Origin of the sequence: Estrella lausannensis (genome assembly GCF_900000175.1) — a bacterium.
GTDB lineage: Bacteria > Chlamydiota > Chlamydiia > Chlamydiales > Criblamydiaceae > Estrella > Estrella lausannensis.
In genome coordinates this window covers 158,427-182,214 of sequence record NZ_CWGJ01000001.1, presented here as the reverse complement: position 1 = coordinate 182,214, position 23,788 = coordinate 158,427, and the positions used below count along the sequence as shown (strand labels likewise).

The window sequence follows — 23,788 nt, the reverse complement described above, 5'->3', positions numbered from 1 at the left end:
GTACACTTTCGGCATAAGGCTGATGCAGGGTAAATCTAAGAGCTGTCTCTAAAGCTGGCGGACGTAGATCAAGTCGTTTTTGTCTTGCTCGTCGAGGTAAATTCTCCACTCATCGGCGAGATGCTCGAATTCATCGAGTAGCTGCTGCAGTCTCATCTGGTTAAGCTCTTCGGTACTGCCGATGTAGTTTAAAAAGATGCGGTACTCAGGTTCATCCACAGAAAGATATGTCTTGATCAGCTGAAGCTTTTCAAATGGCGGGTTTCTCTTAATCCCCTCCCTCACGCTTTTGGGGATATAGTTGCCGCCAAAATAGATAGGCGATACGAAAGCAATTTTCGAAGCACCATCAAAAACACGAACCGTGATATCCGAGCCGCACAGGAAAAACTGGGCCTGCTCATGGGTTTTAATGTCTTGATAGATCTTCTTTAACTCGCTCTCAACAACCATACCTCCCTCCTTCCTTAATAAAACTTAAGGATTTGAGGTTGAAGGATTAACAATACAATGAGTGTTGTAAAAGTAAATACGTGACTCTAATTATATTATAATTAAAAAAAACAATAATTTATATTATTTTCTGGTTCTTTTGTTTTAAAAAGGCGTAAAACACGCAGATTTCAAAGAGGAGCCATAGGGGAAGGGCCAGCATAAACTGGGTGAACACATCCGGGGGAGTCAAGAGAGCCCCCAGGATAAAACAGGCGACAATAACCGCCCTGCGGGAGGAAGCGAGGGTCTCATAGGAGAGAACTTCGAAATGGATCAGCAGCGCCAAGAGGAAAAACATCTCGAAAGCGATGCCGCTGCCGAAGAGGATAAAGAGGCAAAATTCGAGGTAGAGGGGCAGGGTCCAGAGATTGGATCCGATCTCTCCGCCGACCGTGTCTAGGTAGGAGAGCGCCGGAGGGATAATGCAAAAGTATCCAAAGAGAGCGCCGAGGGCAAAAAAGAGGAGGGAGAGGGTGAAAAAGGGGATGATGACCCGCTTTTCATGCTCCATAAGGCCTGGTGAGATAAAGTTCCACAGTGACATCAGCCAAAACGGGGAGCTCAGGCAGGCCCCCAGAAAAAGGGCGCACTTCATCAAGACACTAAAGCCTTGGATGGGTCCGAGGAGGATGAAGCTCGGCAACGACTCCTGCTTTTCAAAAAGGAGCTCGCCCCCCGGAGGAATGAAATAACCCTCGTTCGTCTCTTGAACTCCTTGAGAGAAACTGAGGGGGATGCTACCGGAGGGGAGGGGAAGGTAGATTGCCGAAGCACCGCGGTTTATAGCCCTTTGCCTCGTTGTCTTTTCAAAGGCGAGACTACCCTCGGCAGGTTTTTTCAGTAGCTGAATGAAAGGGGAAGCAAGCGGCATCGCCAGGATAAAACCGACCAAGAGGGCAACCAAGGTTGCAATGACTGTTTTTCTTAGATCGCGGACATGGACTGCTACCGAGTCCAGAGTGGATGCGCTGAGGGGTTCGTCTGCCATCGGTGGACTTTAAGCCCTTACTCTTTTGTTGGAGGTTCCTTATTAGGGCAGGAGCTGCAGTCTCCCCCGCAAGAGCCTGAGGAGGAGTCTTCCCCCGCCGCCGCTTTTTTAAATTCGCGTATTCCCTGTCCGAGGCTTTTGGCGACCTCAGGAAGTTTTTTTCCGCCGAACAGAAGAAGAACGATGCAAAGAATAACGATCAATTCGCCTGTGCCGAGCATATGAAAGATCCTGTCTGATTTTTTTTGCCATCATGATCGGTCTTGGAATTATTCACCACGGAAAATCTGAAAGACGCCCGGGGCGTGTCATCGATCGGTAAATCAGCTTAAGTGATGAAGTGGCTAAGACGCCTGGGTGGGTTCAAGAGTCCACTCTCATGCCTCTCTGGAGAGACGATCAGCACTTCCGGTTAGGGCTTTCTGAGAAACGGATTTTTGCAGCTGCCGGAGCCTTCGCTTTTCATTTCAAAGATGAGATTGTGTCGAGGGGGAGGTGAACCAGGTGAAAAGAGGAGGGGCGCAAGAATCCATATTCTCTTCCCTAGAGGGCCCTCCTCTCTATTCTTTAGTCTTCTACAACTTCCCGAATCGATTCGACAAGGGCTAAGATGACATTCTTTTCTTTCTCTTTGAGACGGACGCCTCGTTTTAGCTGCTGCAGTGTTTTTTGCAGGGAAGAGATGACCCCATCAGCCGGAGAGGCAGCTCTTTTGTCGGTCTCTGAAAGCGGGAACATCTCGCGGATGGCGCGGAGCAGGTTTTCCTTGGACTCCCCTTTCCACTCGAGCACGAGCTTTTCTTTCATCTCCTGAGGGCCGTTGCGGCTTGCTAGAGTGTAGACGGCTTGTTTCGGCATTTTGTCGACCTGCATCTTCAGCTGGGGAGGAATTCGTTCGACAAACTCATAATACTGCAAAAAGTTATAGGGGGTCTGGCGGTTGCCATAAGTCGCGATCAGCCAGGCGGTGAAGGCGCCTTCTTTGTATCTCTTTAAAAGATCTTGCGCCTTTTTGATGCGCTCGCCATGGAGCAGTATCGCTTGCGTTGTGATCGCTTTCACTTCGGACGTGATGGAGCTCAGCCTCTTCAAATCCTCGGAGATATTCTCACCGTCCCCAGCGTGAACACTTAAGATCTCCTCAAGCTTCAGCTTTTCCCCTTCGGTCAACTCGACTGTGTGGAAAATGCCGGAAAAGCTTGTGAGCTCCCCTTGAGAGGATTTCCTCACCATCTCTTCCATTTTGCTTTGCGTCTCTTTTTTCTTGAGGCGGCTCGCCAGGATCTCTTCCATGCGCTTCATGATTGATCCCCTATTCTTTGAGGTTTGAAAGAAGAGCTTTGGTGACGTCCCTGAAATCTTCAGCGGCACGGCAATCAGGATCGGTTTCAAAGAGCGGTTTGCCCAAGATGGCAGCCTCGGATACGGCGATATCGCGTCGGATCTTGGGCTTCAAAGTCTTGTTCGGGAATGTGGCTTCAATAACATCTAAAAAAGCCTTATTGTTTTTGCCCCTGATATTCCAAAAAGAGAGTAGAACCCCCAGCACGTTCAGAGGGTGGCGCTCTCCTAAGCTCTTGATGAACTGGGAAAGGCGCTCGAGCCCTTTGATGCTGTAGAACTCAGGTGTTGCGCAGATCAAAGTGTGTTGAGAGGCGATCAAGGCAGACTCTGTCAACCAGCAAAGAGAGGGAGGAGTATCGATGATGACGAAGTCGTAATCGGCATCTTTTAAGATATCCCTTAGAATTTCGTGCGAGTAGCGGTCGCAGGCAAGAGGTTCTGTGACTTCAACCCTTTCGAGCCAAGTGTCTGCCGGAACGATGTCTAAGTTCTTCACAGCGGTCTTTTTGATGACCTCGGGGAGGCCCTTCTTCCGCTTCAGCACTTCAGCCATGCTGTCGTGCTCATCAGGATCGAAGCCGAGGCCCGAAGTCAGGTTGGCCTGGGCGTCAAAGTCGACTAAAAGCACTTTTTTTTTGTGGTGCTTGGCAAGCGACGCCCCAAAGTGGAGCGCCGTCGATGTTTTCGCCGTTCCGCCTTTGAAGCTGCAAACGGAAATGATCTTACTTCTCTTCATATCGCTCCTAGTTGGCTGCTTTTTCTTCAGCAGAATAAGGAGAGATAAGCGCTCTCGATCTCTTCTCCTGGATCAGGGTGTTGACGAAGGATTGCAGTTCGAGTTCGCCATGGACGACGTTATCCCGAGTCCTCAGCGCGACCGTTCTGTTCTCCACTTCCTTGTCTCCAACTGTCAGGATGTAGTTGACCTGGTCGAGCTGCGCCGAGCGCACTTTCTTGCCGACCGATTCCGGAGAGTCGTCCACTTCAACCTGGAAACGCTCTTTAAAGAGGATTTCTCTCAGTTGATGCGCGTAGTCGTTGTGTCTGTCGGCGACGGTCAGGATGCGGATCTGTCTCGGAGAGATCCAGAGAGGAAACTTGCCGGCGAAATGTTCGATCAGGATACCGAAGAAACGCTCAATGGATCCAAAGAGGGCTCTGTGGAGCATCACCGGTCGTTTTCTCATGCCGTCTCCTGCGACGTATTCCAGCTCGAAGCGTTCGGGTAAAGCCATGTCCAGCTGCACCGTTCCACACTGCCATGTTCTTCCCAGAGCATCGCGGATATGGAAGTCAATCTTCGGTCCGTAGAAAGCACCATCGCCTTCGTTGATGCGATAGCTTCTCCCGGAGGCGTCTAACGCACCTTTCAAACCTTGAGTCGCCGTCTCCCACTCTTCATCCGTTCCGATCGTGCCTTTTTCAGGGCGTGTCGAGAGCTCAAGGCGATACTCAAGTCCAAATGAGGAATAGATGAGATCGGCCAGCTTAAGAATCCCCTGGATCTCGCCCTGAATATCTTCCGGCTTCATGAAGATGTGCGCATCGTCTTGGTGGAAAGAGCGGCAGCGGAAAAGACCCGAGAGCGATCCCGAGGGTTCATAGCGGTGCACGTTGCCGATTTCGGCAACCCTTAAGGGAAGATCGCGGAAGCTGTGCATTTTGCTTCTGTAAAAGAGCATGCCGCCCGGACAGTTCATGGGCTTGATGGCAAATTCCCTTTTCTCGATCTCGGAGGTGAACATATTCTCGCGATAGTTCTTCCAGTGCCCCGAGCGTTCCCAAAGCTCTTTCGACATCATCGTCGGGGTTTTGATTTCGATGTAACCTCTTTCAGCCAAAAGTTCACCGATGAAGTTTTGCAACTCTTTCCAGATGATCATCCCTTTGGGGTGGATAAAAGGCATCCCGGGAGCTTCTTCCTTAAGCGAGAAGAGGTCCAGTTTAGGGCCTAAAATCTTGTGATCGCGTTTCTTGGCCTCCTCCAGCATCTCAAGATAGCTCTTCAGCATCTTTCTGTCGGGGAAAGAAATGGCGTAGACGCGTGTCAGCATCTCTTTTTCCGAGTCTCCCCTCCAGTAAGCGCCCGAAGTCTTGAGCAGCTTGATGGCTTTGATTTTTCCCAGGTTGAAGAGGTGCGGTCCACGGCAGAGGTCGAAAAATTCACCCTGACGGTATCCTGTTAAGGGGCTGCCTTCCTCAAAACTGTCGATCAGCTCCATCTTGTAGGGGTTGTTTGCAAACGCTTCCTTCGCCGCTTTTTTGTCTTTGAAGGTCTCTTTTTTGGAAATGTAGTTTTCCTTGACGATCGCCTCCATCTCCTTCTCAATTTTGACGAAGTCTTCATCAGAGATGGTCAGGTCGGCAAAATCGTAGTAAAAGCCGTTTTCTATAGGAGGGCCGATAGTCGGCTTGGCATCGGGCCAGATTCTAAGGATTGCCTGGGCGAGCACGTGCGCCGAAGTGTGCCAAAACACTTCTTTACCCTTGGCTTCATCGAAACTTAGGAAATGGATGTCATCGCCTTCCTTAAGAGGGGTGGACAGATCCGTGACGGTGCCGTTCAGCACACAGGCAAGAGCTTGTTCAGGTCCTTTCAGGTTCAGTAAATCAGCCAGCTCCTTCGCTGTCGACCCTTCCGGCAGGTCGACGGGAGATCTATCCTTCAGTTTGATCATCATCTCGTAACTTCCTCGTTACAGTTTCAAAAAACAAAGCCATTCTAAAGAAAAATGGATTTCCGAAGGAGAATTTTTAAGAGGATGATCTTAAACCAAAAAAGGGGAGGATCTTCGACGAGAAAGGGATTGGTTTTTTGAATAGAGTGCGGTATAATAACATAAGATATTTAAATAAAATGGGTTGAATATGAAGGTGTTTTTCCGCTGCGTCCTTTTGGCTCTGGTCCTTCTCCTCTCCCCCTCCCCTGTCTTGTCCGCACCGGGCCCGGCGCTGATAGAAAAGTCACTTTCTTTCGAGGAAATAGCGCAGCTTGCCCGAGAGACCCTCCCTCAAGAGGGGGTGCTTATCCGAAAATCGGATGGGTATGTGTATGTCAAAGTGGATGACCGCTATATCCACGATCTCTTTCCCCTGCTTGGAGTCGAGGGGTCGGGGTTTGTCAAAGCTCCCTACTTCAGATCAAGGCAAGCGCCCGGCGCGCACATCAGCGTGTTTTATAAAGATGAACATGTTGATCCCGATGAAATTGGAAAAGTCTTCCATTTCACGGTCAAAAATGTGGCTATCGTGGAAAACAGGCAGGCGCGGTATATCGTTTTGCAAGTCGAATCCAAAGAACTTGAAAATCTTCGCATCCGTTACGGCCTCAGACCTTTGCTGCACGGACACGCCTACCACATTACCATCGCCAAACAGAACATTCGCTAGGAAGATAAGAAGCGGGGCCAACCAAGCGCCGCTCCAAGTGTCTGAAATGCCGAAAATACCGAGACACTTTCGGTATACATTTCTCTAAAGTGAGTGGATGAAAGCCGGCAGCCGGATTGTATTTTGTTAACACTCTCCAAGCCCCTTGCCCGGATAGCAAGCATCTAGTATTCTTCAAAGTTATACCGCCATCAACTCAAGACTCTACCGAAAGTATCTCGAAATTTGGCATGAGGGGCTGTCTCCAAACTCTATCAGCAGCAAATCATACAATTTCAGTTTTAAGACAACTTCTAAATCCTCGCTCAAGAAGAGGGGCAATGCAACAGTCATCGTTTGATACACCTATTGACAGCCCGGAATTTTTAAAGGCCGTTTTTTCCTTTGCCGCCAGAGAGAGGCGCAATAAAAAGCGCTTGGATCCGGACAATATCAGCCGTATTGCCGAGGAAGAGTGGGATGATCTTTCCTCTCAGGCCGATGCAACCGATCTTCAAGATAGCTTTGCCATCCGAAATGTACTCAAAGCCAAAAGGATCGCCAATCTCTTAGTCGATGAAAAGGGCGCTCTCAACACCGATTTGATTAAAAAATTCATTGAACTGTTGAAAAGGCATTGTTATTTCCTCGGAGAAGGCAGGCATTTTGACCACAAGAGGAATGAGCATATCCTGAAGTGCTTAATCAAACTTGATGAGAGCAAAGAGATCAGAAATGCGGTGATGCACATCACCAAACCCAGCATGCACAAAATTGCCGACGAGATCATCAAAAGGACTCTCGGAATCCCCTTGAATACGCAAGTGACTGATGCACATGCCAGAAGAGCGGCTTTGTCAAGCTGGTTTACATACCTGCGCCAAGCTGTCGGTTCCTGCTTTGCCACCGCGCCGGCGCTCATTGTCCATGAAGAACAGCCTCAGCAGTTTTTTAACGATCTAAGCGAGCTGTTTGCCACCGGCAAGCTTAAAAGAACTTTTGGCGGGAAGGAATACACCGTCCCGCTGTGCTTCAGCTCAGGTAAAGGCGGTTTGAACAAGCCGTTGGTGGTCTATAAAGACATTGACGAGGCCGCTCGGGAAATTGCTGCCTCTCCCTCCATTCTTTCTGCAATCGAGGGCAGCCAGATCTTAACGCCTGAAGTCAAAGACACCCGTGCATTTTTGACAAATCTTGTGAAGAAGGCGATCGAAGTAGATGCCAAAGGCGGCTTTGGCATTTCCACAACGGCGGAAATATTGCTCCGGAAAATGCTACTGATCCATTTCAACATCACCGAAGAGGATGTGAAAGAGTATCAAAACCGCCCCAAAGCCATGGTGCATGGCGGATTGATGATTCAGGTTTCCGCAAGCGGCAAGGGTAAGGGCAAGGGGGAGCTTTGTAGCTCTTTCCTCGCAGCCTTCGAGGGTGCTAAGTGGGGCTTCAAGACGCTTGCCGAAAACGCTCTTTTAAGAATCTGGGAATACACTCTTGCTTCCTTTGCCGAAACAAAGGCCGAATTTTCCAAATGGAACCTCTACTCCAGCTTAGGGTTTCAGTCAAATGAAGACGGGGGGATAGGAGAGTGCCTGTCCCATTATCTGCAAAGGAAGCTGGAGGTGTTAAACCGCGAGGTGGAAAACTACCAGATAGAGTATGAGGGCATCTATGCCGGCATCAAAATGCTGGAGAGCAGAATACGCCACGCTTCCAGCGAGGATGAAGCCAAATGGATCCGGATGGAGTACCAGGCCCGATCCAACGAAATGAATACCATCGTAGAACTCAGGGACCGCACCCATGGCAGAGCAAGGCGCTGCGCTGGAATGTTTGACCTGCTCATCAGTTCCTACATCGACATCTTCCCTAATTACTTTCAAGAGGTGTACGACCCTGAAATCGGGGGAATCGCCGCTTCGATCTATGATGACACTCCCGCTGGCTTCAGGCTTCTTTTTAAACATGGCAGATCCAACTCCTCTCTATGGACGCAGATCCATAACCACACGGAGTTTGTCGAGTGTCTTGCTGCCTTTTTTATCGCAGCCGAACGCGAGCTTGTCAGCGAGCCCGACTTTAAAGGGGCGGAACAGGATCTTTCCGAGATCACCTCCTCCATCGTGCAGCACATCCGCGGAGAGCATTTTATCGAGACGGCCTTTTTCCGTATGGCAAGGGCACATGGCGTCAGGTGCCCGGAAAAGCCGTTGGAGCATCTGGATCTCGTCGAGAAAAAACCGTGGGTCTATACATCGGGTGGCAATTTTATCACCATGACATCGGTCTATTTCTCAAGGGATGAAAAGCCGACAACGGTACGGCGCTGGGTGGAAAACCCGATGGAGCTGTTGGTCTTTTTAGCGGATAACTTAAAGAAAATACCCTACAAGTTGATGGAAGAGTATATCAATGACCCTTCCAAATCGTTTTTGATGTTTTCTCCGACGCACGCGTTTTTGCTAAAGCCCGGCCTTGCCAACTTCAGGAAAGCCTGGGATTCGAACGAATTTACCTTTACCTGGATACGGGATCAGATTTTGACCGGCCAAGAGCGTTTTGTCGACAATATCCTCTTAAATCAGGATGCGATGGCCTTTTTAGCCAGACGGTTTGCTGAAAATTTAAGCGCGCATCACCGCCATCTTTTCCTAATGCGGTTTGGCGACATCAAAGGTTCGATGAGCGTCCGTGACTTCCGTCGTCATATCCTGTTCACCATGGAAAAAGACCGTGGCCTGATGATCGGAGACAGGGAAGTTGTCAGCGCAGGGAAAATGGATTCCGTCCTCTATGAAGAGCTTCCTCTCTTCCCCGTCTATAAATTGAAAGAGAGAGTGGGCCATGTCCTGGCCGCTTTGCCCTTCCTTCAGGAAATTGAAAAACAAAAAATTCTGAGCCTTTTTGATACCCACTCCTCCAGTGTCGCAAGAGAGGCTGCGGTTGGGGCCAAGAGGCTTTTTGAAGTCGTTTGTGGATTAATCATTTTGGCGACGGGCAAAACTTCGTTTGAACATAACGTCCAAAAGTATGTGCGCGAGGCGATGGAAAGGGAAGGGTACGCGTTTCCGGCGCCCATTCTCTTCGCCGATACCAACTGGTCGCGCGACATGTTTGCCTTTATCGTCAATCCCGGGACAGGAAAGCCCGAGCTGTGGAGGATGGACGATCTGGGGCTTGCCGGGGAGCCGATGAGCTATTGGAATATGTGGCTCAACGGATCGAGAAGGGAGCCTGATTGGGGCGTCTTCATCAATCCGATCGAGTACCGGGCGACACCGGCTAGCGATAAGCTGAGGCGCCGGGTTTAGAGACTGTCAGACAGAAACCTGAATCTTTTTAATGAAGTCAGGCGGTTCCACCTCATGGATATACTGTTCGAAGAGATTGTAGAGACGATCACCGTGGATGGCGGGTAAGTTGGCGTTCTGAACCGGGTTTTCAAGAACCTGGATCTTTTTGGACAGCGTCTCGGCGTGCTGCTTCGTTAAGCCCTTGTTCTCCATCAGATTCTTCTTGATTTCAGCTTGCATCTCTTCATTCACGCGGTGGATCACATGTCCATAGACGCGGGCGACAAACTCGGTGCAAATAATCTCCTGAGGCGATTCAAAGCCGAGTTGAGAGAGGTCGTTCGGGGTGGATTTCGTAGTCGCCTTGAGAACTGTCGTGACCTGTCTGAAGGCGGAGTTGGAGAGTTCTTTAAAGAGTTCTTCATCGTTCATCACTTCCGCCAGAATCGTTTTGAACCTGTCTTCGACATGAAGGGCAACCTTTTTGTCGATAGCATCTATTGATGTGCCTCCCATGTTCTTCTCACGGTTCCTCATATGGGCAAGCCCTCTTTTCGTCATCATCTTACCCATATCGAGCCTGTAGACATTTGCGATGCAGAGTCTACCCACCTCGACTATAGGCTTTTGATAGGAGACATCCATCTCCGCCATCTCGATGTTGCCCTCTTTCTTAATGGCGAGCGCCGCATGCTGGAACTTGTGGCCGATAAGCCCTTTTTGGACTTTCAGAAGCCAGTCGACCTTATTGAATGGATCAAAGGGTTTCGAGTCGTAGAATTCGGCCTTTTCCATTACATCCAAGATGATGTCGCCGGTATCGTATGTGACCTCTTCTTTGAACCGGGCATTGATGACTTTCATTCCCTCATCGAGGCTGTCGACTTGCGATTTCATCCTGCCCAAAAAATTGTTTTCCGTCAGCCCGCGCCTCTCAGCCCAGCTTAAGAACGAGTCCATATTGCTAAAGCTGTCAATCATTCTATAGTCGTGAAGGGTGATTTTTTCGTGGTCTTTTAAATCATCCTCTTTCTTGTTTTGGACTGCTTCCCACACTTTATTGAAACGGGGAGCGATCTCTTCCAGTTTGTCTAATTGCCGGGTTTTGAAGGAGAATTCCCTCATATGCCGAAATGCGTTGGAGTTGAACATTTTCATTTGGGGATCGTGTTTTCCCTGCACCCGGGCGAATTCGCCGATTTTCTTGTTGAATTGCTCGTTCTGAGCGATATGGGCATAGAAGCGCATGAGGGTTTGCTTCTCCTCCGTGGTCAGCTTCGTCTTGCCGCTGTAGTCGGTATCGACTTTACCGATAATTCTCAGCGCATCGACCTCCAGCTGTGTAAAATGGATGTTGGAGTTGAAGAAGGGATCTTTGATATTGGTCTTCTGTTTGGCGATCGCCGACCAATCGCCCGGTTTGAGGCCAAACTGGGCAAAGGTTGAGGCATAGTAGGACTCGGGCGCCCCGGCTTTAGCCATTTTATCCAACATGGCAAGCCCCTTCTTGAAGTTACCTCCCCTGATGTATCTTTCGGCTGTGTTTTGCTGCATCGTGAGGTCTTTTGTCTTGAGGCCTGAATTGAATGTTTCATCGGTAAAGATGCCCTTGATTACGGGGGGAGGGTCAACCTTAGTGATGCAGTTTTTGTCATGCAGAAGCTGAACCATTCTTCCTGGATGAACCCGTTTTAGCCTCTCTGATTTATCGTAGGGAAGATCGATCAGATGCAGACCATCTTTTTCGTTGGCGTTAAGAATCTCTTCCGCCATGCTTTTGACGATCGGATCATCGGCGTTCTCTTTCAAATAGTCTTGAATGACTTGCACCAGCTGTTTGTCCGTCTCGATGAGAGAGGCGATTGTCGCTTTAGTGACAAACTCCGAGCAGATGACCCACTTCTTCTCTCCGGGGGTTTTCGGGCCGTTGACAAATTGATCGTGGACTTTACTAAAGTTATCACTCCGGGGTGCTTTGCGTTTGTGTCCGCCCCTGAAGCCGTAGTCAGCCCATCCAGCCGCAAAGCGCCGTGCCTCCTCGTTTTCCATATCCTGCAAATTCTCTTTGCGGTCTTCATGGATTTCACGGGTGACATCCTCATACATCTTCTGGATCTCTTCCTTGGCGTCGAGCCCTTTTGAGGCATAGACCTTTTCAAGCAGTTTATAGACAGGAGAGGAGTTGTCGGTCAGTTTACTTAAATCCAACCGCCAGATTTCTGAGAAAGCAATCTGCTGAGAGTCGAGAGTTTCGTTTTCATACGTTCCGTAGATATGGGACTGCATCGTTTTGGAAACTCCGTCCTCATCAGGTTTGGATCTGTAGATGAACGAACCGTGGCCGATGTCGGTAATCCACTGGCGCATCAATTCCACTTCATGGGTGGGTTTTTTGACTAAAAACTGCTGCCATTTATAGGAGTGCCAGGCAGCGATGTCGCCGCTTTTGTAGGTCCCAAGATCATTCATCTGAAGCTGTGTCTGCTCATTAATCTCCTCGATGGTGTCCTTGGCTTTTGTGGTGTAGTCGCCGAGCAGCTTCAGATAACTGCCCTCTCTAAGAAGCCCCGCTTTCTCCAGCCCTTCAAAGCTACCTGCGAGATCGGCCGCCTGTTTTAAAACCCCATAATCGCGCAGGGACAATTTTTTGTTGTCCGGCAGCTCGCTTAAGCGATCTAAGTGATCCGCCACATTTTCCGCTTTCTTGGTGATTCGGACGAATTGCGTGTGGTATTTGCTTTTGTACGTGAAACTCTTGATGAATTCGACCGCCTCCTCATCGATTCCCAGAGGAATGCTATTTTTGCTGACGGCTAAGATCTTCTCATTCATGTTTTTGTTGTTTAGCGCTGAAAAAAGGAATTTTTCGAGATCTTTCTTTTCCTTGTCGCTGACCTGATTCATCTTATCGTGATTCTCAAGCCGGCCCCATCTCAGCATTTTCGAGAGCAAACGTAGGTTTTTGACATCCTGGGGAGAGAGTTGGGCGGCCGCACCCCTCTTTGTCAATGCTTCCGCCCGTTGTTGGTCGACGAGTTTAAGATAGTTTTGTGTGGAAGATACCGGAGGCTTCCCTTCCGTGCCGTCCACTCCGACCGGAGCAATGCCATGCTTTTCTAAAATCGCTTGAAACAGCTCACCACCCGGTTTTTTTTGGGCGAGGATCTGCAGGCGCTGCTGAGCTTCTAGGTATTTATTCTCAGAGACGATTTGCACTTGGGGATTGGTTGACTTTTGCGAGATTGCGAGATTTCTTTCGAGGACACGGCTCCATGCCCTTACAATGATCTCCTTGTTATCGGAATTGGGCGGGATGGCGGAGAGAGCTTTTAAGTCCACATACTGAGGGCTGACTTTAGTGAGGGCATGGTGCATGTTCTTTTGATAGGCCTTCATAACACCGGCATAACTCTTTTTGGCTTCTAAAATTCCCTTGATCTCCCGCAGATTTGCCGCGATCTCCTTTTTTTTTGCAGGTGATTTTTCGTTCTTTAAACTCACTTGCAGCTCATCGCGCGCAAATTCAAGCGCTTCGACTTTAGCTTCGCTGATGTTTGCGACGTGCTGTTTCTTCGATGCAACTGTGACTTGTCCCTCGACATCTCTGCGATTATCCCAATCGGATAAGATGGCGTTGATCACCTCCAGCTCCCTTTTTTTCTCCGCCAAACCCTCTGGATTTTTCTTGGTCTTTTCCAAGGCTGCGATATGTTTGGGGATTAACTTTTGCATCTGCTGAAGCTCTGATTGCTCGAGTAGGTTGGCGGGACAGCTAAATGAGGGAATTGTTCTGGTGACGAAGCTTTGATGCATCTCCTCCAGCTCGTTCATCTTTTTGGTTTCCCGGGTTCCTCTCATCGCATTCAAGGTTTCATCGTCCATGAGATAGACTTCTCTCGCCACTTTCTCCGCTCCCCTGTAGACAATGGCCTTGATTTCATCTTTCGAGAGGGGAAAACCCCCTTCGGTTTCTATCTCTTGGGCGATTCGATCCACAACACCGCGGCTGCCACGATTATCTTTGAGGAAGACGGAAAGCCCTTTGAATGTCTTGTAATCGGTGGCTGACAGTTGGGCGTTAAACCACTCTTCTGCTTTGGTTTCCGCTTTAAGACAGGATAGCTCTTTTGATGTAATGCAGGTTTCGGGATGCATCGCCGCCTTGAACAGGGATTGAATATCTTCGGCGCGCTGCGTTTTTTCTTGCATTCGGATATGGGAAGGCAGGGAAGCATTTTTCAGAGAGAAAGCGGCGGAAATCGCCCCAAAGAACAACTTTACCCTGCTGAAAAATTGTCCAATTTTAGTGGAGGGGGGATTTTTTACTGTGCTCTCGAAGACTTGGCGCTGGAAGTTAGAGAAGATGGGGCTGTGTTCGGTACGCATAATAACACCTACGTGTTAAAAATTACCTATCTCCATTATAAACTTGATTGTTAAAAGATAAAATTAATTTTAGTTGAATTTTATTTATATTTTTTTAATTATTTCTTAATAAATAACCATTTGAGGTTGTGAGATGCATAGTGTCCAAGAGTCGCGTTTTATGAATTTGGAGCTTCCCTATGGCAGGGTTTTTCAGGAAGAGGGAATCCCCGTGGTTCAGTACTACACGAGCGACCCCTACAAACAGGGATATGCGCAAGGCATGTTGCTGGGAGGAGAAATCCTGGAGCTTTTCAGGGAATATATCAAACCCCTCCTGCAGGCTTTAAATGCAGCCCCTGCCTGCTGCACACAAGGAAGGGAGTACAAACCCTCATGCGAGCTTTGGGATGACTATGTAAAACCCTATCTGATCTTCAGCCTGAATCTCTGCAAAGATGCCTCGAAAAACAGGCTGCTTGCAAGACAGAAAGAGATTGTCATACCGGAGGGGCGAAAAAGGGAAATGGAGGGGATAGTCCAGGCCGTCAACGACTATTATGGCCACCGGGGCACGACGCTGACGATGGACGACATGATCAATGGCCATATCTTTTTGGATACCTATAAAAAAATGGGCATGGCCGGGCAGTCTCAGGCATTTGGCTGCAGCGCTGTTGGCTATAAAACAGGCGAGAGCGCCTACCTTGGCCGCAATCTCGACTGGCCGGACATCAACGGATGCCACATCGGGGACTATTCCTTTTTAAGCCGTCGCCTCTCTCCCTCAGGGACTTCTTATGTTACGGTGGATTTTCCGGGCATGGTGGGCAGCTTGACAGGGATGAGTGAGAATCTGTCGGTCGCCATCTGCGAGTCGGGAGCTTCGATCGCTTCGGGGCTGCCCTATAATTTGGCGGTGAGAGACCTTTTGGAAAACGCACTTTCCATCGAACAGGCAAGAAATTACCTTCTCCAAACCCCTATCGCATCGTCCATCAATCTGATGGCAGCAGATAAAAAAGAGATCGCTCTCTGGCAGTTGGATCCTCAGCATCCGAATCCGGTGCAGGAAATTTTTCCCGTGGAAAATCGACTCTTTGCCACAAACCATTTCGTCGATTGGCAAAATCCCGACTTGGTACTTGAATCGACCATCGCCGATACGACCTCGATCGAGCGCATAAACTTTTTAAAGCGGACATTTGAAAGTGAAATGGCGGAAGGACAGCCCGTTTTCACCGCCATGCGCAATGGTTTACACATGGCATGCGAGGGAGATACCATTCAGAGAATCACCATGAGCCCTAAGGATGGTGTTTTAGAAGTTTCCTTTGACAGGGAATGGGCCGCTTTCCGCGATAAAAAGAAGGTGGTATTTGAAGCAAAAAATCTCTTTTGAGATACCTGGTTTCGGGTTGATAGCCTAGAGGTATTCTCTTTCCACAAGCCTAATTTTGAAACACTTTCGGTATAAATGAGGAGGCAGGGCGCGGTTGCCGCTTCTTGCTCTGTTTCATGCATGGGTCGTCATCAAACAGAGCGCCCACAACCGCAGGAATTTTCCGCCGCAAGTGGACTGATTTGAGTTTTTGAACTCTTTCTAAGTGTCGCTAAGCCATGTAAATTTATAAGGAAGCCGCAGGGGTTAAAAAATGAGAATACGATTTTTTACACTTCCTGCTGCGCTTCATCAGGAATTTCGCATTTTCTATTCAGTTGACATTTATCCCTTTGAGGGGTAAAAATTCTTCCGAAAAAAGAGGCTGACCGGAATTTTCTGATTTTCCCTCCGATCTTCTCTCTTAGTATCCTATTCCAAACTGTGGGTGCGGTCTAAAAGATTATTGCTCAGTACTTTTCGAAACACGCTTGAGACTATCCTGCCAGATAAGCTGAAGACGATTTGATCAGACGTCAATCTTCCTTTCCACACCTTCCATTTGAACAGGTCAGTTTAATAACTCGTCATATTGATGGAGCATGACATGAAATTCAATCGACTAATGATTTTGTTTGCTGCCACTTTCGCAGTATTATGCGGAAGCGGTTACGCAGCCGATTCCGAAGACAGAGGACGTCTGGACCAATATCAGGAAGACTTAGAAGAGAGGGACTGGGACGCCTTGCGCTCCTACCTGAGATCAAGAAGGGATGAAGAGAGAGATGAATCGAAAAGCGCTCTTTTGCTCAGCGGAGATGTCCGTGTCGACTGGAGACGCAAAAAAGAAGTCTACCACGGAATTAACCTCTGGGGCGGCGATGCGGTAGATTCCAAAGGGATTCGCCGTGGCATGAACCGTTTTGACGCCGAAGCGCACCTGCGCCTTGACTACGATATCAAAAAATCATGGGCTACTCTTGAGCTTCAGTATGACAACAAGGCAGGCTTTGACGATGAGGTAAACTGCTCCGACAACAACCACCACGGTGATAAAGCTTGCTACTGCGAAGAAATGCACGGCAGCGGCACATGCGGCGATTTTTGCTTGAAGCAGGCCTGGTTCGGCTACAATCTCTACTCTTGCGATGACACCGAGTTCGACATTGAGATCGGCAGAAGAAATCTCTATCACGTCTTCGACTCCAAAGTGCAGTTCTTGAGCCGCTTCGACGGTATCCTCTTAAGCTATAACAGCTCGCTGGATGGAATGTTTGACTACTATGCACACCTCGCCGGTTTTGTGGTCGACTACAAAGTTAACCACTTTGCCTGGGTTGCAGAATTCGGTGTCTTGAACGTCTACGATCAGGGTCTTGACTTCAAATACAGCATCATCGACTGGAGAAAGCAAGGTCACAACCGCTGCACCGATGAAGTTTCTGGCTGTTCAGACTGCGACGTGAGAAATCCGCTCGGAACACAGTTTGTTGTTTCCCAGTGGACGACAGGCTACTCCATGAAAAAGGACCAAGTTGCTTGCCTGACTGGCGGATATCTTTGCAAACCGGTTCGTTTCTTTGCCGCGTTCTTGATCAACACAGAAGCTCCTCATTTCAAATTTGAAAACGAAGAGAGTGGCTCCCATGCTTACCTGAACGATGCTAACATGGGCTGGTACGCAGCCATGCGCGTCGGCGATGTTAAAAAAGCCGGCGACTGGGCATTCCAGATGATGTATCAGTACGTAGAAGCATTTGTTGTGCCTGACCTTGACATGTCCGGAATCGGCAACGGCAACGTTTACGACGACTTGCTAATCACTGACGGCACAGGAAACACCAACTTCAAAGGCTGGAGATTCGACGGCATGTATGCGTTCACGGATGAGATCACCCTCAACGCCCGCTATGAGTGGTCGCACCAGATCAATCCCGTGTTCTCCCACTTTGGAAAACACTACTACAGCCAGTTCAAAATGGAAGCTATCTACGCTTTCTAATGCAGGCTGATGAAACTTCCCCGGATCTTTACGTCCGGGGAAGTTTTAAATAGCCCCGAAGAATAATACCGACTAAGACAGTCACGATTCCCATCAAGGTAAACCCTTGATCTGCCGCAAACCCCACCCACTCTTTCAGTCCATAGATCAACACAGAAGAAACCAGCACTCCAACGAACCCGAGAAGGCTTGTCGTGCCGATATATAGCCCTCTTTTTTCTTTTGGACTGGCCACTTGGATGTAGGCATCGATCGGAATTTGGTAAATTCCGCCAAAAAAGCCTGCTAGCGGCAAGAGGATTAACTCCAGCCACAGATGATTCGATAGCAAATCAAGTAAGATGAGAGCGGCTCCAACCAACATGCAGGAAGGGGCGACCCAATCGAGATGTACCCTGCCGGCGGAGTAATTCCCCACTGCATAGGCGCCCGAAGCAATCCCCAGAGAAGTGAGAAAGAAAAGGTAGCCCCCGGCTGTTGGATCAAGAGAGAGAGACTCGACCGCGAAGGGAATCATATTAAGCTGCATGTAGGAGGCTATGAAGAGGAAATAGGCTGATGCCAGGGCTGCCGTAAGGACATGGCCTCTCTCTTTCATCCCTGACAGGGCGTGCCTTATGGTGCGGAAGATGAACGGGTCGAAATGGCCATCGTGCTTGGCCGGAGCCGTATGAGGGATGAAAAGCGAGGCGGCAACTCCCAAGGTGGAGATTAAGATGGCAATCAGCATCAAGAGGGTATAGTTATTTCCTGAGAGGTCTAATATCAGCGATGCAGCTCCGCTCCCAAAGATAATGGCCAAAAAGGTGGAGGACGTGATCACTCCGTTGGCCCTTGAAATGTCCTGTGGAGCAACCAACTCGGGAATGATGCCGTATTTGGCGGGGCCAAACAGGGCGCTTTGGACGCTCATCATGAAGAGAAGGAAAAACGATAGCCCTTTTAGCCGATAGGCGACTCCAAAAAATGCCGCAGAGATGATGCCTAGTTCCAGAAGGGCGGTGAGTGTGATAAACCGGCTTTTGCTGTATTTGTCTGTAAGCTGGCCCGCCGGAGCGCCCAGGAGAATGAAGGGCAAGACAAACAGGGCGGATGCCAAGCTTAAGATTTCGTGGCTTTTTTCTTTCCCCTCGATATCGATAAAGAGAAACACCAAAGCGAATTTAAACAGATTATCGTTGAAAGCACCGAAAAACTGCGTCAGATTTAATGCGGTGAGCGGTCTCAAGAGGATTTCACCAGCCCGATCCAGTTAAGCGCTGTCCACTCATGAAACCAGTGCAGAAGGTTTTTCTCCGCTTCCGCCAGAAGAGGGCCTTGCTGAGTTTCGAGCCAGCTGCAGACATCTTCAATGGATCTGCCTTCCCTGAATCTTCCAAGAATCACGCTCTCTTCGGCAGAGATCTCTTTCCATTCGATGAACATAGCCGGTGTTCTGTAGATAACGAGATGCTTCTTTTGCTTTTTCAGTTTGGGAAAGTCGTGGTCCACAAAATGATCGCCATCCTCTTTCAAGAGGGCACTGCGGAAAGGAATCAGGTCGTACTTTAATTCTAGTAGAAAGAGGTGAGGCTGGAGCATCACTTTTTCAGTCAGCAGACGGCCTCCTTCTTCCTCTGTTGTCGCTTTGATAATATCAATCGGCTTGAGTTCCCGTGCCGAAAAACTCATGTTGAATGCCCAGTCGAGCCGCGCTGCGTCTAGTACAAGGGCTTTGTCATCTTCTTGATACTTCTCTTCTATCCATTGAGGTAATGTCTCTCCCAGTACTGCCAAAGACCAGTGGCCAGGGGGGTGTTTTTCGAGGTAGGGAATGGCAATTGTCTGGTTGAAGTCATAGTAACCGAAGAGGCGTGTGACTAAGGGAAAATTTTCATGCATGATATTGAGAAGCCGCCACCAGTACTGCTGATTGTAGATCTGCATGCGCTCTTTGGGAGAGAGCGTTTTGCTGGGCTTGATGAAAGCTTTAGCCTCCTCTTCAATCGGTTTTCCGGAAGGTGCCAGCGGATTGATGCTGCTTGATTCATCGATCGGCTGGGTTATCACATTCCCAAACCACGCCTGAAGTTTAGTGAGTGAGGCGGGGGATTCCACATCTTTTAGCATGTGAGTGCGCACCGGGGTTCATTTTTTGTTTTAGTTGGAAGCGAGGACTGATATTGTCTGGCCTTCAATGCCTCCTGCCAAGTCTCTTCGAAAGAGACGAAGTTATCATCCCATTCGAGCAAGGTGGAGACTCCTCCTGTTTTTTGGTAGACCATCTCGTAGAGTTTCCAAACATCGTCTTTCACGTAATTATCATGAGTGTCTAGGATATAGTCTCCATGGTCGGTGTGGCCCGCGATATGCATCTGGATCACTCTTTCCATCGGGATGTTTTTTATGTACTCTTCGGCCTCAAACCCGTGATTTCTGGATGAAACGTAGACGTTATTGACGTCTAACATCATGAAGACGTCTGCTTTCTCGACAACTTCGGAATAGAATTCCCACTCCGGCATCTCATCATCGACAAAAGCGACATAGGACGAGAGGTTTTCCAGGGCGAAAGGCAGCTCAAGGAAGTCCTGGACAATGGCGGCCCTTTCGGCGACATATTTAACGACCTCTTTTTTGTAGGGGAGCGGTAGGAGGTCATGATAATGGGCGCCGGGCCTTCGTCCCCAGCAGAGATGGTCGGAAACCCAGGGTGTTTTCGTGATCTTCGTCAGTTTCTTTAAACGTTTGAGATAGTCGTAATCCAGAGGGGCCGGACTGCCTATTCCCAGGGAGACTCCATGCTGCACAACGGGGTAGTGCTCCATGATCCTCTCCAGGTTTTTGAGGGGCGCGCCGCCTTCGACCATGTAGTTTTCGCTGATGATCTCGAACCAGTCGATGGCGGGTTTTAAGGTGAAAATATCATTGTAGTGGAAGGGGCGTAGTCCTATGCCTATCCCTAAGTTGGGGATCTCTTGTCGTTTCATTTTCTACTCGTTTTGAGGCAAATCGTGCGTCGTTGTAGTGTGGCAAATATACCCAAAGTGTCTCAAAATTTGGAATTTTGAGACACTTTGGGTATTGATCGGTATAATTCACTTTGTCTGTGATGTGCGGCAGCATTAAAAAAAAATACCGCACTCACATGGGTATTTAGAAGACCTCTGTTTGTCGCTAAGCTTCCAGTCGCGCCAAAGCCCCGGGGTAACGCCCGGTATCGAGCATAAATATTGCTTATGCAGCCCAAACTTAAGCGGAAAGGACTACTATCTTACTTCGATAACGCGGCTCGCTTCGCCTTCATCTTTTCTTTTACGACTTTTACGGCCAAATTCTTGTCTGAAAAGGCACATTTACCCTGCCCTTTGCAAGCACCCTTGCCGGCGCAGTCGTTGTTATCTGTCTTACAGGCGTTAAGTCCCTTGCACTCATTTGTTCCGTTGCACATTTGCGAGGCAACCCGCTGGGCCATTTGCTTGCCTTCGGGAGTCAAGGAGTCGTAATCGGCCTCTCCTTCAGGGCTTAATTCTAAAAGAAGCTCATCCTCGGTCATGAGGTGGTAGTTCATGTTCGATTCGTTGTTTGCCTGGATCGTAGCTTCGATGGCGTTGGTGGTCGATGGCGTTTGGCCTGCCGCTGCCGCAAGAGGAGCTTTGGAGAGCATGGCTCCGCTGAGAAGACCCAATAGCGCCAGCTTCTTTAAATCACGCTTTTTCATTATTCACATCTCCCTTGGATTGCTGTTGAATTAACCCGAAGCGCCTTTAGACGCTTCGGGAATAGACACGTCTCGTTTAGCTGCGTGTTCTGTACTGGGAAGGTTTCTTGCCGCCACAACCGTTTTGCTGGCCGCAACCGTTTTGTCCTTCCTTCTTGGGCGGCTGTACTGTTTCGCCTGCAGGTGGCGCTGTTTCCTCGCCTTCGGCGATCTGTCTGGAGTAGCGTGTATTCTTCTGGGAATAGTTGCTGCCCTGATTGGATTTATTGGTGTTTTGGGGCTGAGAGTTGTAGTTGCTCTGTCCGCCGCAGCTGTGTCCAGATTTGCTTGGCTGATAGTTGGAGTTGGATCCATTTTTGCCCGGTTGTGGAGGGGGAGGAGTTGCTCCACCGCATGCGCCGCCGCCGCCGCATCCTGCTGCAAGTGTTGTTTCCACGTTGATTGTCATCTCTTCGGCTCCAGCCTGCGAGGCAATCAGCGCTCCGCTTGCGATTCCCATAAGAGCTAAGGATTTTAAGTCGCGTTTATTCATAGCAATCACTCCTTAAAGTGTTATTTGTTTGCGTTGGTAAATTCTAATTTGACTTGTAGCAAAAGGAAATCTTGCCCGCAAGTTTTTTTTGGAAACCTCTCTTTTTATAAACGCGCTTATTTATTTTGTTTTTTATGTGTTTGAAGATTAAATTCGCGTTTTTGTTTATTGTTTAATCGCATTGGTAACGTTTACTTGAAAGCATTTCAATCGCGGTTTGAATTGAGTTGCTGTCAGGGCTGTAGGTCGTGATGACCATTTTCGTGTCACCAATAAAACTAATATCTTGCGGGTCACGTAGCGCCAAGATGATTAAAGTTTTTTTTAGTGCGGCGAGTGCTTTGACCACGTTGAGCTGCGCTTGGTATTTCCATGCGTTATAGGTGCAAAGAACCAAAATTTCTGATTCCGCGGCAACTTGCAGCGCAGCTTCTACATCCATCGGCGTAGGATCAAGGGTGGGGTAGTAGAATAGGGTCGTTTTTTTTCCTAAGTTCACGATGCTTGTGCGACCCAGATCGAATTGTACGATGGAAGGGGCGAAGACAGCGATGGTGGCGTTAGAGAAGGGGATGGCAAAACTGCCGGGATGCCCGTCGGTTTTTAGTGAAAGCCCGGCAATCTCCTTGGCGAGCAAACGACTCGCTTCGGTCTGCACGTCCTCGATGATTGCCCGCTCGTCCGGCAAATCAAAGGAAAAAAGACGGTACTCTTCTTTCAGATGGATAATTTTCTCAACGGACTCGTTGATTTTACTGAGAGGTATCCGCCCCTGGCAAACCGCTTCCACCAACCCTTCGTGGATTTCTCTGATATCGTCCAGATTAAACTCGATACCTGTTTCGTCTATAAACCGCTTTCCGCCGAGTATCAGGATGTCTGCCCCGGCAAGAAAGGCCCTGATCGATGCCTCTACGTGGTTGGGGCAGCTTTCCAAAAGGGCTCCCATAACAAGAGAGTCAGTCATGACAAGGCCGGAGTAGCCGAGGTGCTTTTTGAGCAGATCGGTCGTGATCAGGGGCGAGAGGGTGGTGCAAAAGGAAGGGTCTAAGCAAGGAACCATCAGGTGCGCTGTCATAATGGCGGGTGTCTTATCTTTCAGTTCCCTAAAAGGGTATAATTCGATGTTGGATAGCTCTTCAAAACTTTTCTTTATGACAGGCAGCGACTGATGGGAATCTACAGTTACATCTCCATGGCCCGGAAAATGTTTGAGAACGGCAATGACTCCGGCATCTTTGTATCCCTGCAGGGCTTCTTGCGCAAAAAGGGCAACGGTTTGTGGATCTTTACCAAATGAACGCACCCCGATGATGGGATTTTCCAAATTGACATTGACGTCTGCAACAGGACCCAGCGTCATGTTGATGCCCACCGCTTTTAGCTCTGATCCGATTGCCAGCGCAGCTTTTTTGGCAAGAGAGGGGTTTTTAGTTTTGGCAACCGCGCTGTTGCTCGGGAAAGCGGTAAAGCCGTTTTTCAAGCGGTTAATGGGTCCGCCCTCTTGGTCAACGGAGATGAATAGGGGGATGCCGTGCAAAGTTGCCTTGGCCGTCTCCTGCAAAGTGTTAGACAGCTGCTGCACCTGCATGGGACTTTTCAGCTCATTGCACCAGTTGAAATAGACAATCCCGCCGACACCGATGTCTTGGATTAAATAGTCGGAATCTTTGTTGGCGGACTGTCCGTAGAAATGCACCATCAATAACTGGCCTACCTTCTCCTCCAGCGATAGCTCGTCAATTAAGCCACCATAGCACGAGTTGGCAGAGAGCATCAAAGCGAGCCAATGCATTAGCTTCAGGAATGTGAAGCTCAATCTATTTCCGAGGGGGCATATCCTGGGGCTTGTCTTAATTTGAAAGATTTTGTGGGTAATGCTTTGAATATAAGGCAGGCAGTTGTGGCGAACGAATGGCCGTTTGCCGAGGAGCTTTCTGTAATCAGTCATCATTTCGCCTTTAGGTATGGGATTGGATTTTTGGAGTCGAGCAGGTGGTAGAAGCGAACTTTTCCGGAAAGTTTAATGGCAGTTTCACCAAATCTTGCGACGGGCGCAGTCGCCTGGCGATTTAAAAATGTACTTACAATCATAGATCCCTCTGAAGGTCAGGTCAAATTTTGAGGTGCTTTCGGTATATACTTGCGCGTTGTTTTGTTAAGTCGATTATTTAATTAAATTTTTTATAACAACTCGAAGCGAATAAGTACAGGGTGAAGATTGAGTATCAGGGTTTTAGCAGGTTTCTGTCCGAGGGGCCCTCGGTTTTGGGAGGGAAGGGCGAGGACGGATCGTTTGTTTAGGGAAAAAGGGGGTGG

The 23,788-nt window shown here is 48.9% G+C and carries 17 protein-coding genes; 4 read left to right on the top strand and 13 right to left on the bottom strand.

Features of this window, described 5'->3' with window-relative positions; translation table 11 throughout:
• Positions 1–48 precede the first annotated feature (48 nt).
• The 6 genes from ELAC_RS00725 to thrS all read right to left on the bottom strand — a co-directional run bounded on the left by ELAC_RS00725 (position 49) and on the right by thrS (position 5,508).
• A complete protein-coding gene (locus tag ELAC_RS00725) occupies positions 49–453 on the bottom strand; it encodes a hypothetical protein (protein WP_098037357.1) in 405 nt (134 codons plus the stop codon).
• A 118-nt stretch (positions 454–571) separates the two neighbouring features.
• A complete protein-coding gene (gene tatC, locus ELAC_RS00720) occupies positions 572–1,483 on the bottom strand; it encodes a twin-arginine translocase subunit TatC (RefSeq protein ID WP_098037356.1) in 912 nt (303 codons plus the stop codon).
• A 17-nt stretch (positions 1,484–1,500) separates the two neighbouring features.
• Complete coding sequence (locus tag ELAC_RS00715; protein ID WP_098037355.1) at positions 1,501–1,704, bottom strand: Sec-independent protein translocase subunit TatA/TatB; 204 nt, start codon at positions 1,702–1,704, stop codon at positions 1,501–1,503.
• Positions 1,705–2,050: 346 nt separating this feature from the next.
• Positions 2,051–2,785, bottom strand: coding sequence for a CT583 family protein (locus ELAC_RS00710; protein WP_098037354.1), 735 nt, complete (start codon positions 2,783–2,785; stop codon positions 2,051–2,053).
• A 10-nt stretch (positions 2,786–2,795) separates the two neighbouring features.
• A complete protein-coding gene (locus ELAC_RS00705; RefSeq protein ID WP_098037353.1) occupies positions 2,796–3,563 on the bottom strand; it encodes a ParA family protein in 768 nt (255 codons plus the stop codon).
• 7 nt (positions 3,564–3,570) lie between these two features.
• Positions 3,571–5,508: a threonine--tRNA ligase gene (gene thrS / locus ELAC_RS00700; RefSeq protein WP_098037352.1), complete on the bottom strand. Its 1,938-nt coding sequence runs from the start codon at positions 5,506–5,508 to the stop codon at positions 3,571–3,573.
• Between the two features lie 187 nt (positions 5,509–5,695).
• Between thrS and ELAC_RS00695 the strand changes: the two genes are divergently transcribed.
• Together ELAC_RS00695 and ELAC_RS00690 are read left to right on the top strand one after the other, a co-directional pair.
• Complete coding sequence (locus tag ELAC_RS00695) at positions 5,696–6,217, top strand: hypothetical protein (RefSeq protein ID WP_239414280.1); 522 nt, start codon at positions 5,696–5,698, stop codon at positions 6,215–6,217.
• 320 nt (positions 6,218–6,537) lie between these two features.
• The gene (locus ELAC_RS00690; RefSeq protein WP_098037351.1) at positions 6,538–9,507 is read left to right on the top strand and encodes a hypothetical protein; all 2,970 of its coding nucleotides are present in this window, start codon (positions 6,538–6,540) and stop codon (positions 9,505–9,507) included.
• Positions 9,508–9,513: 6 nt separating this feature from the next.
• Here the strand turns inward: ELAC_RS00690 and ELAC_RS00685 are convergent, their stop codons facing one another.
• Positions 9,514–13,875: a hypothetical protein gene (locus tag ELAC_RS00685; RefSeq protein ID WP_098037350.1), complete on the bottom strand. Its 4,362-nt coding sequence runs from the start codon at positions 13,873–13,875 to the stop codon at positions 9,514–9,516.
• A 133-nt stretch (positions 13,876–14,008) separates the two neighbouring features.
• Here ELAC_RS00685 and ELAC_RS00680 point away from each other — a divergent pair, with 133 nt between their 5' ends.
• Positions 14,009–15,256 carry a C45 family autoproteolytic acyltransferase/hydrolase gene (locus tag ELAC_RS00680; protein ID WP_098037349.1) on the top strand — a complete coding sequence of 416 codons (1,248 nt, stop codon included), beginning with the start codon at positions 14,009–14,011 and terminating at the stop codon, positions 15,254–15,256.
• A gap of 586 nt (positions 15,257–15,842) precedes the next feature.
• Positions 15,843–17,237, top strand: coding sequence for a hypothetical protein (locus ELAC_RS00675; RefSeq protein WP_098037348.1), 1,395 nt, complete (start codon positions 15,843–15,845; stop codon positions 17,235–17,237).
• 28 nt (positions 17,238–17,265) lie between these two features.
• Here ELAC_RS00675 and ELAC_RS00670 read toward each other — a convergent pair whose 3' ends face one another.
• From ELAC_RS00670 to ELAC_RS00645, 6 genes are all read right to left on the bottom strand, one after another.
• Positions 17,266–18,465 (bottom strand): MFS transporter, encoded by a 1,200-nt coding sequence (locus ELAC_RS00670; protein ID WP_158227766.1) that lies wholly within the window; start codon positions 18,463–18,465, stop codon positions 17,266–17,268.
• On the bottom strand, positions 18,462–19,346 hold the full coding sequence (locus ELAC_RS00665; protein ID WP_098037346.1) for an HvfC/BufC N-terminal domain-containing protein: 885 nt from the start codon (positions 19,344–19,346) through the stop codon (positions 18,462–18,464). The genes ELAC_RS00670 and ELAC_RS00665 overlap by 4 nt, the downstream gene beginning before the upstream one ends.
• On the bottom strand, positions 19,340–20,206 hold the full coding sequence (gene bufB, locus ELAC_RS00660; protein ID WP_098037345.1) for an MNIO family bufferin maturase: 867 nt from the start codon (positions 20,204–20,206) through the stop codon (positions 19,340–19,342). The genes ELAC_RS00665 and bufB overlap by 7 nt, the downstream gene beginning before the upstream one ends.
• A 284-nt stretch (positions 20,207–20,490) precedes the next feature.
• On the bottom strand, positions 20,491–20,937 hold the full coding sequence (locus ELAC_RS00655; RefSeq protein WP_098037344.1) for a hypothetical protein: 447 nt from the start codon (positions 20,935–20,937) through the stop codon (positions 20,491–20,493).
• 76 nt (positions 20,938–21,013) lie between these two features.
• Positions 21,014–21,469: a hypothetical protein gene (locus ELAC_RS00650; protein ID WP_098037343.1), complete on the bottom strand. Its 456-nt coding sequence runs from the start codon at positions 21,467–21,469 to the stop codon at positions 21,014–21,016.
• Positions 21,470–21,641: 172 nt separating this feature from the next.
• Positions 21,642–23,288, bottom strand: a complete 1,647-nt coding sequence (locus ELAC_RS00645; RefSeq protein ID WP_158227765.1) for a glycoside hydrolase family 3 protein — start codon at positions 23,286–23,288, stop codon at positions 21,642–21,644.
• Positions 23,289–23,788 lie beyond the last annotated feature (500 nt).

Bases quoted from the DNA above. Each gene is read 5' to 3' on its own strand.
- ELAC_RS00725 (WP_098037357.1), bottom strand. From the start codon at position 453: ATGGTTGTTGAGAGCGAGTTAAAGAAGATCTATCAAGACATTAAAACC.
- tatC (WP_098037356.1), bottom strand. From the start codon at position 1,483: ATGGCAGACGAACCCCTCAGCGCATCCACTCTGGACTCGGTAGCAGTC.
- ELAC_RS00715 (WP_098037355.1), bottom strand. From the start codon at position 1,704: ATGCTCGGCACAGGCGAATTGATCGTTATTCTTTGCATCGTTCTTCTT.
- ELAC_RS00710 (WP_098037354.1), bottom strand. From the start codon at position 2,785: ATGAAGCGCATGGAAGAGATCCTGGCGAGCCGCCTCAAGAAAAAAGAG.
- ELAC_RS00705 (WP_098037353.1), bottom strand. From the start codon at position 3,563: ATGAAGAGAAGTAAGATCATTTCCGTTTGCAGCTTCAAAGGCGGAACG.
- thrS (WP_098037352.1), bottom strand. From the start codon at position 5,508: ATGATGATCAAACTGAAGGATAGATCTCCCGTCGACCTGCCGGAAGGG.
- ELAC_RS00695 (WP_239414280.1), top strand. From the start codon at position 5,696: ATGAAGGTGTTTTTCCGCTGCGTCCTTTTGGCTCTGGTCCTTCTCCTC.
- ELAC_RS00690 (WP_098037351.1), top strand. From the start codon at position 6,538: ATGCAACAGTCATCGTTTGATACACCTATTGACAGCCCGGAATTTTTA.
- ELAC_RS00685 (WP_098037350.1), bottom strand. From the start codon at position 13,875: ATGCGTACCGAACACAGCCCCATCTTCTCTAACTTCCAGCGCCAAGTC.
- ELAC_RS00680 (WP_098037349.1), top strand. From the start codon at position 14,009: ATGCATAGTGTCCAAGAGTCGCGTTTTATGAATTTGGAGCTTCCCTAT.
- ELAC_RS00675 (WP_098037348.1), top strand. From the start codon at position 15,843: ATGAAATTCAATCGACTAATGATTTTGTTTGCTGCCACTTTCGCAGTA.
- ELAC_RS00665 (WP_098037346.1), bottom strand. From the start codon at position 19,346: ATGCTAAAAGATGTGGAATCCCCCGCCTCACTCACTAAACTTCAGGCG.
- bufB (WP_098037345.1), bottom strand. From the start codon at position 20,206: ATGAAACGACAAGAGATCCCCAACTTAGGGATAGGCATAGGACTACGC.
- ELAC_RS00655 (WP_098037344.1), bottom strand. From the start codon at position 20,937: ATGAAAAAGCGTGATTTAAAGAAGCTGGCGCTATTGGGTCTTCTCAGC.
- ELAC_RS00650 (WP_098037343.1), bottom strand. From the start codon at position 21,469: ATGAATAAACGCGACTTAAAATCCTTAGCTCTTATGGGAATCGCAAGC.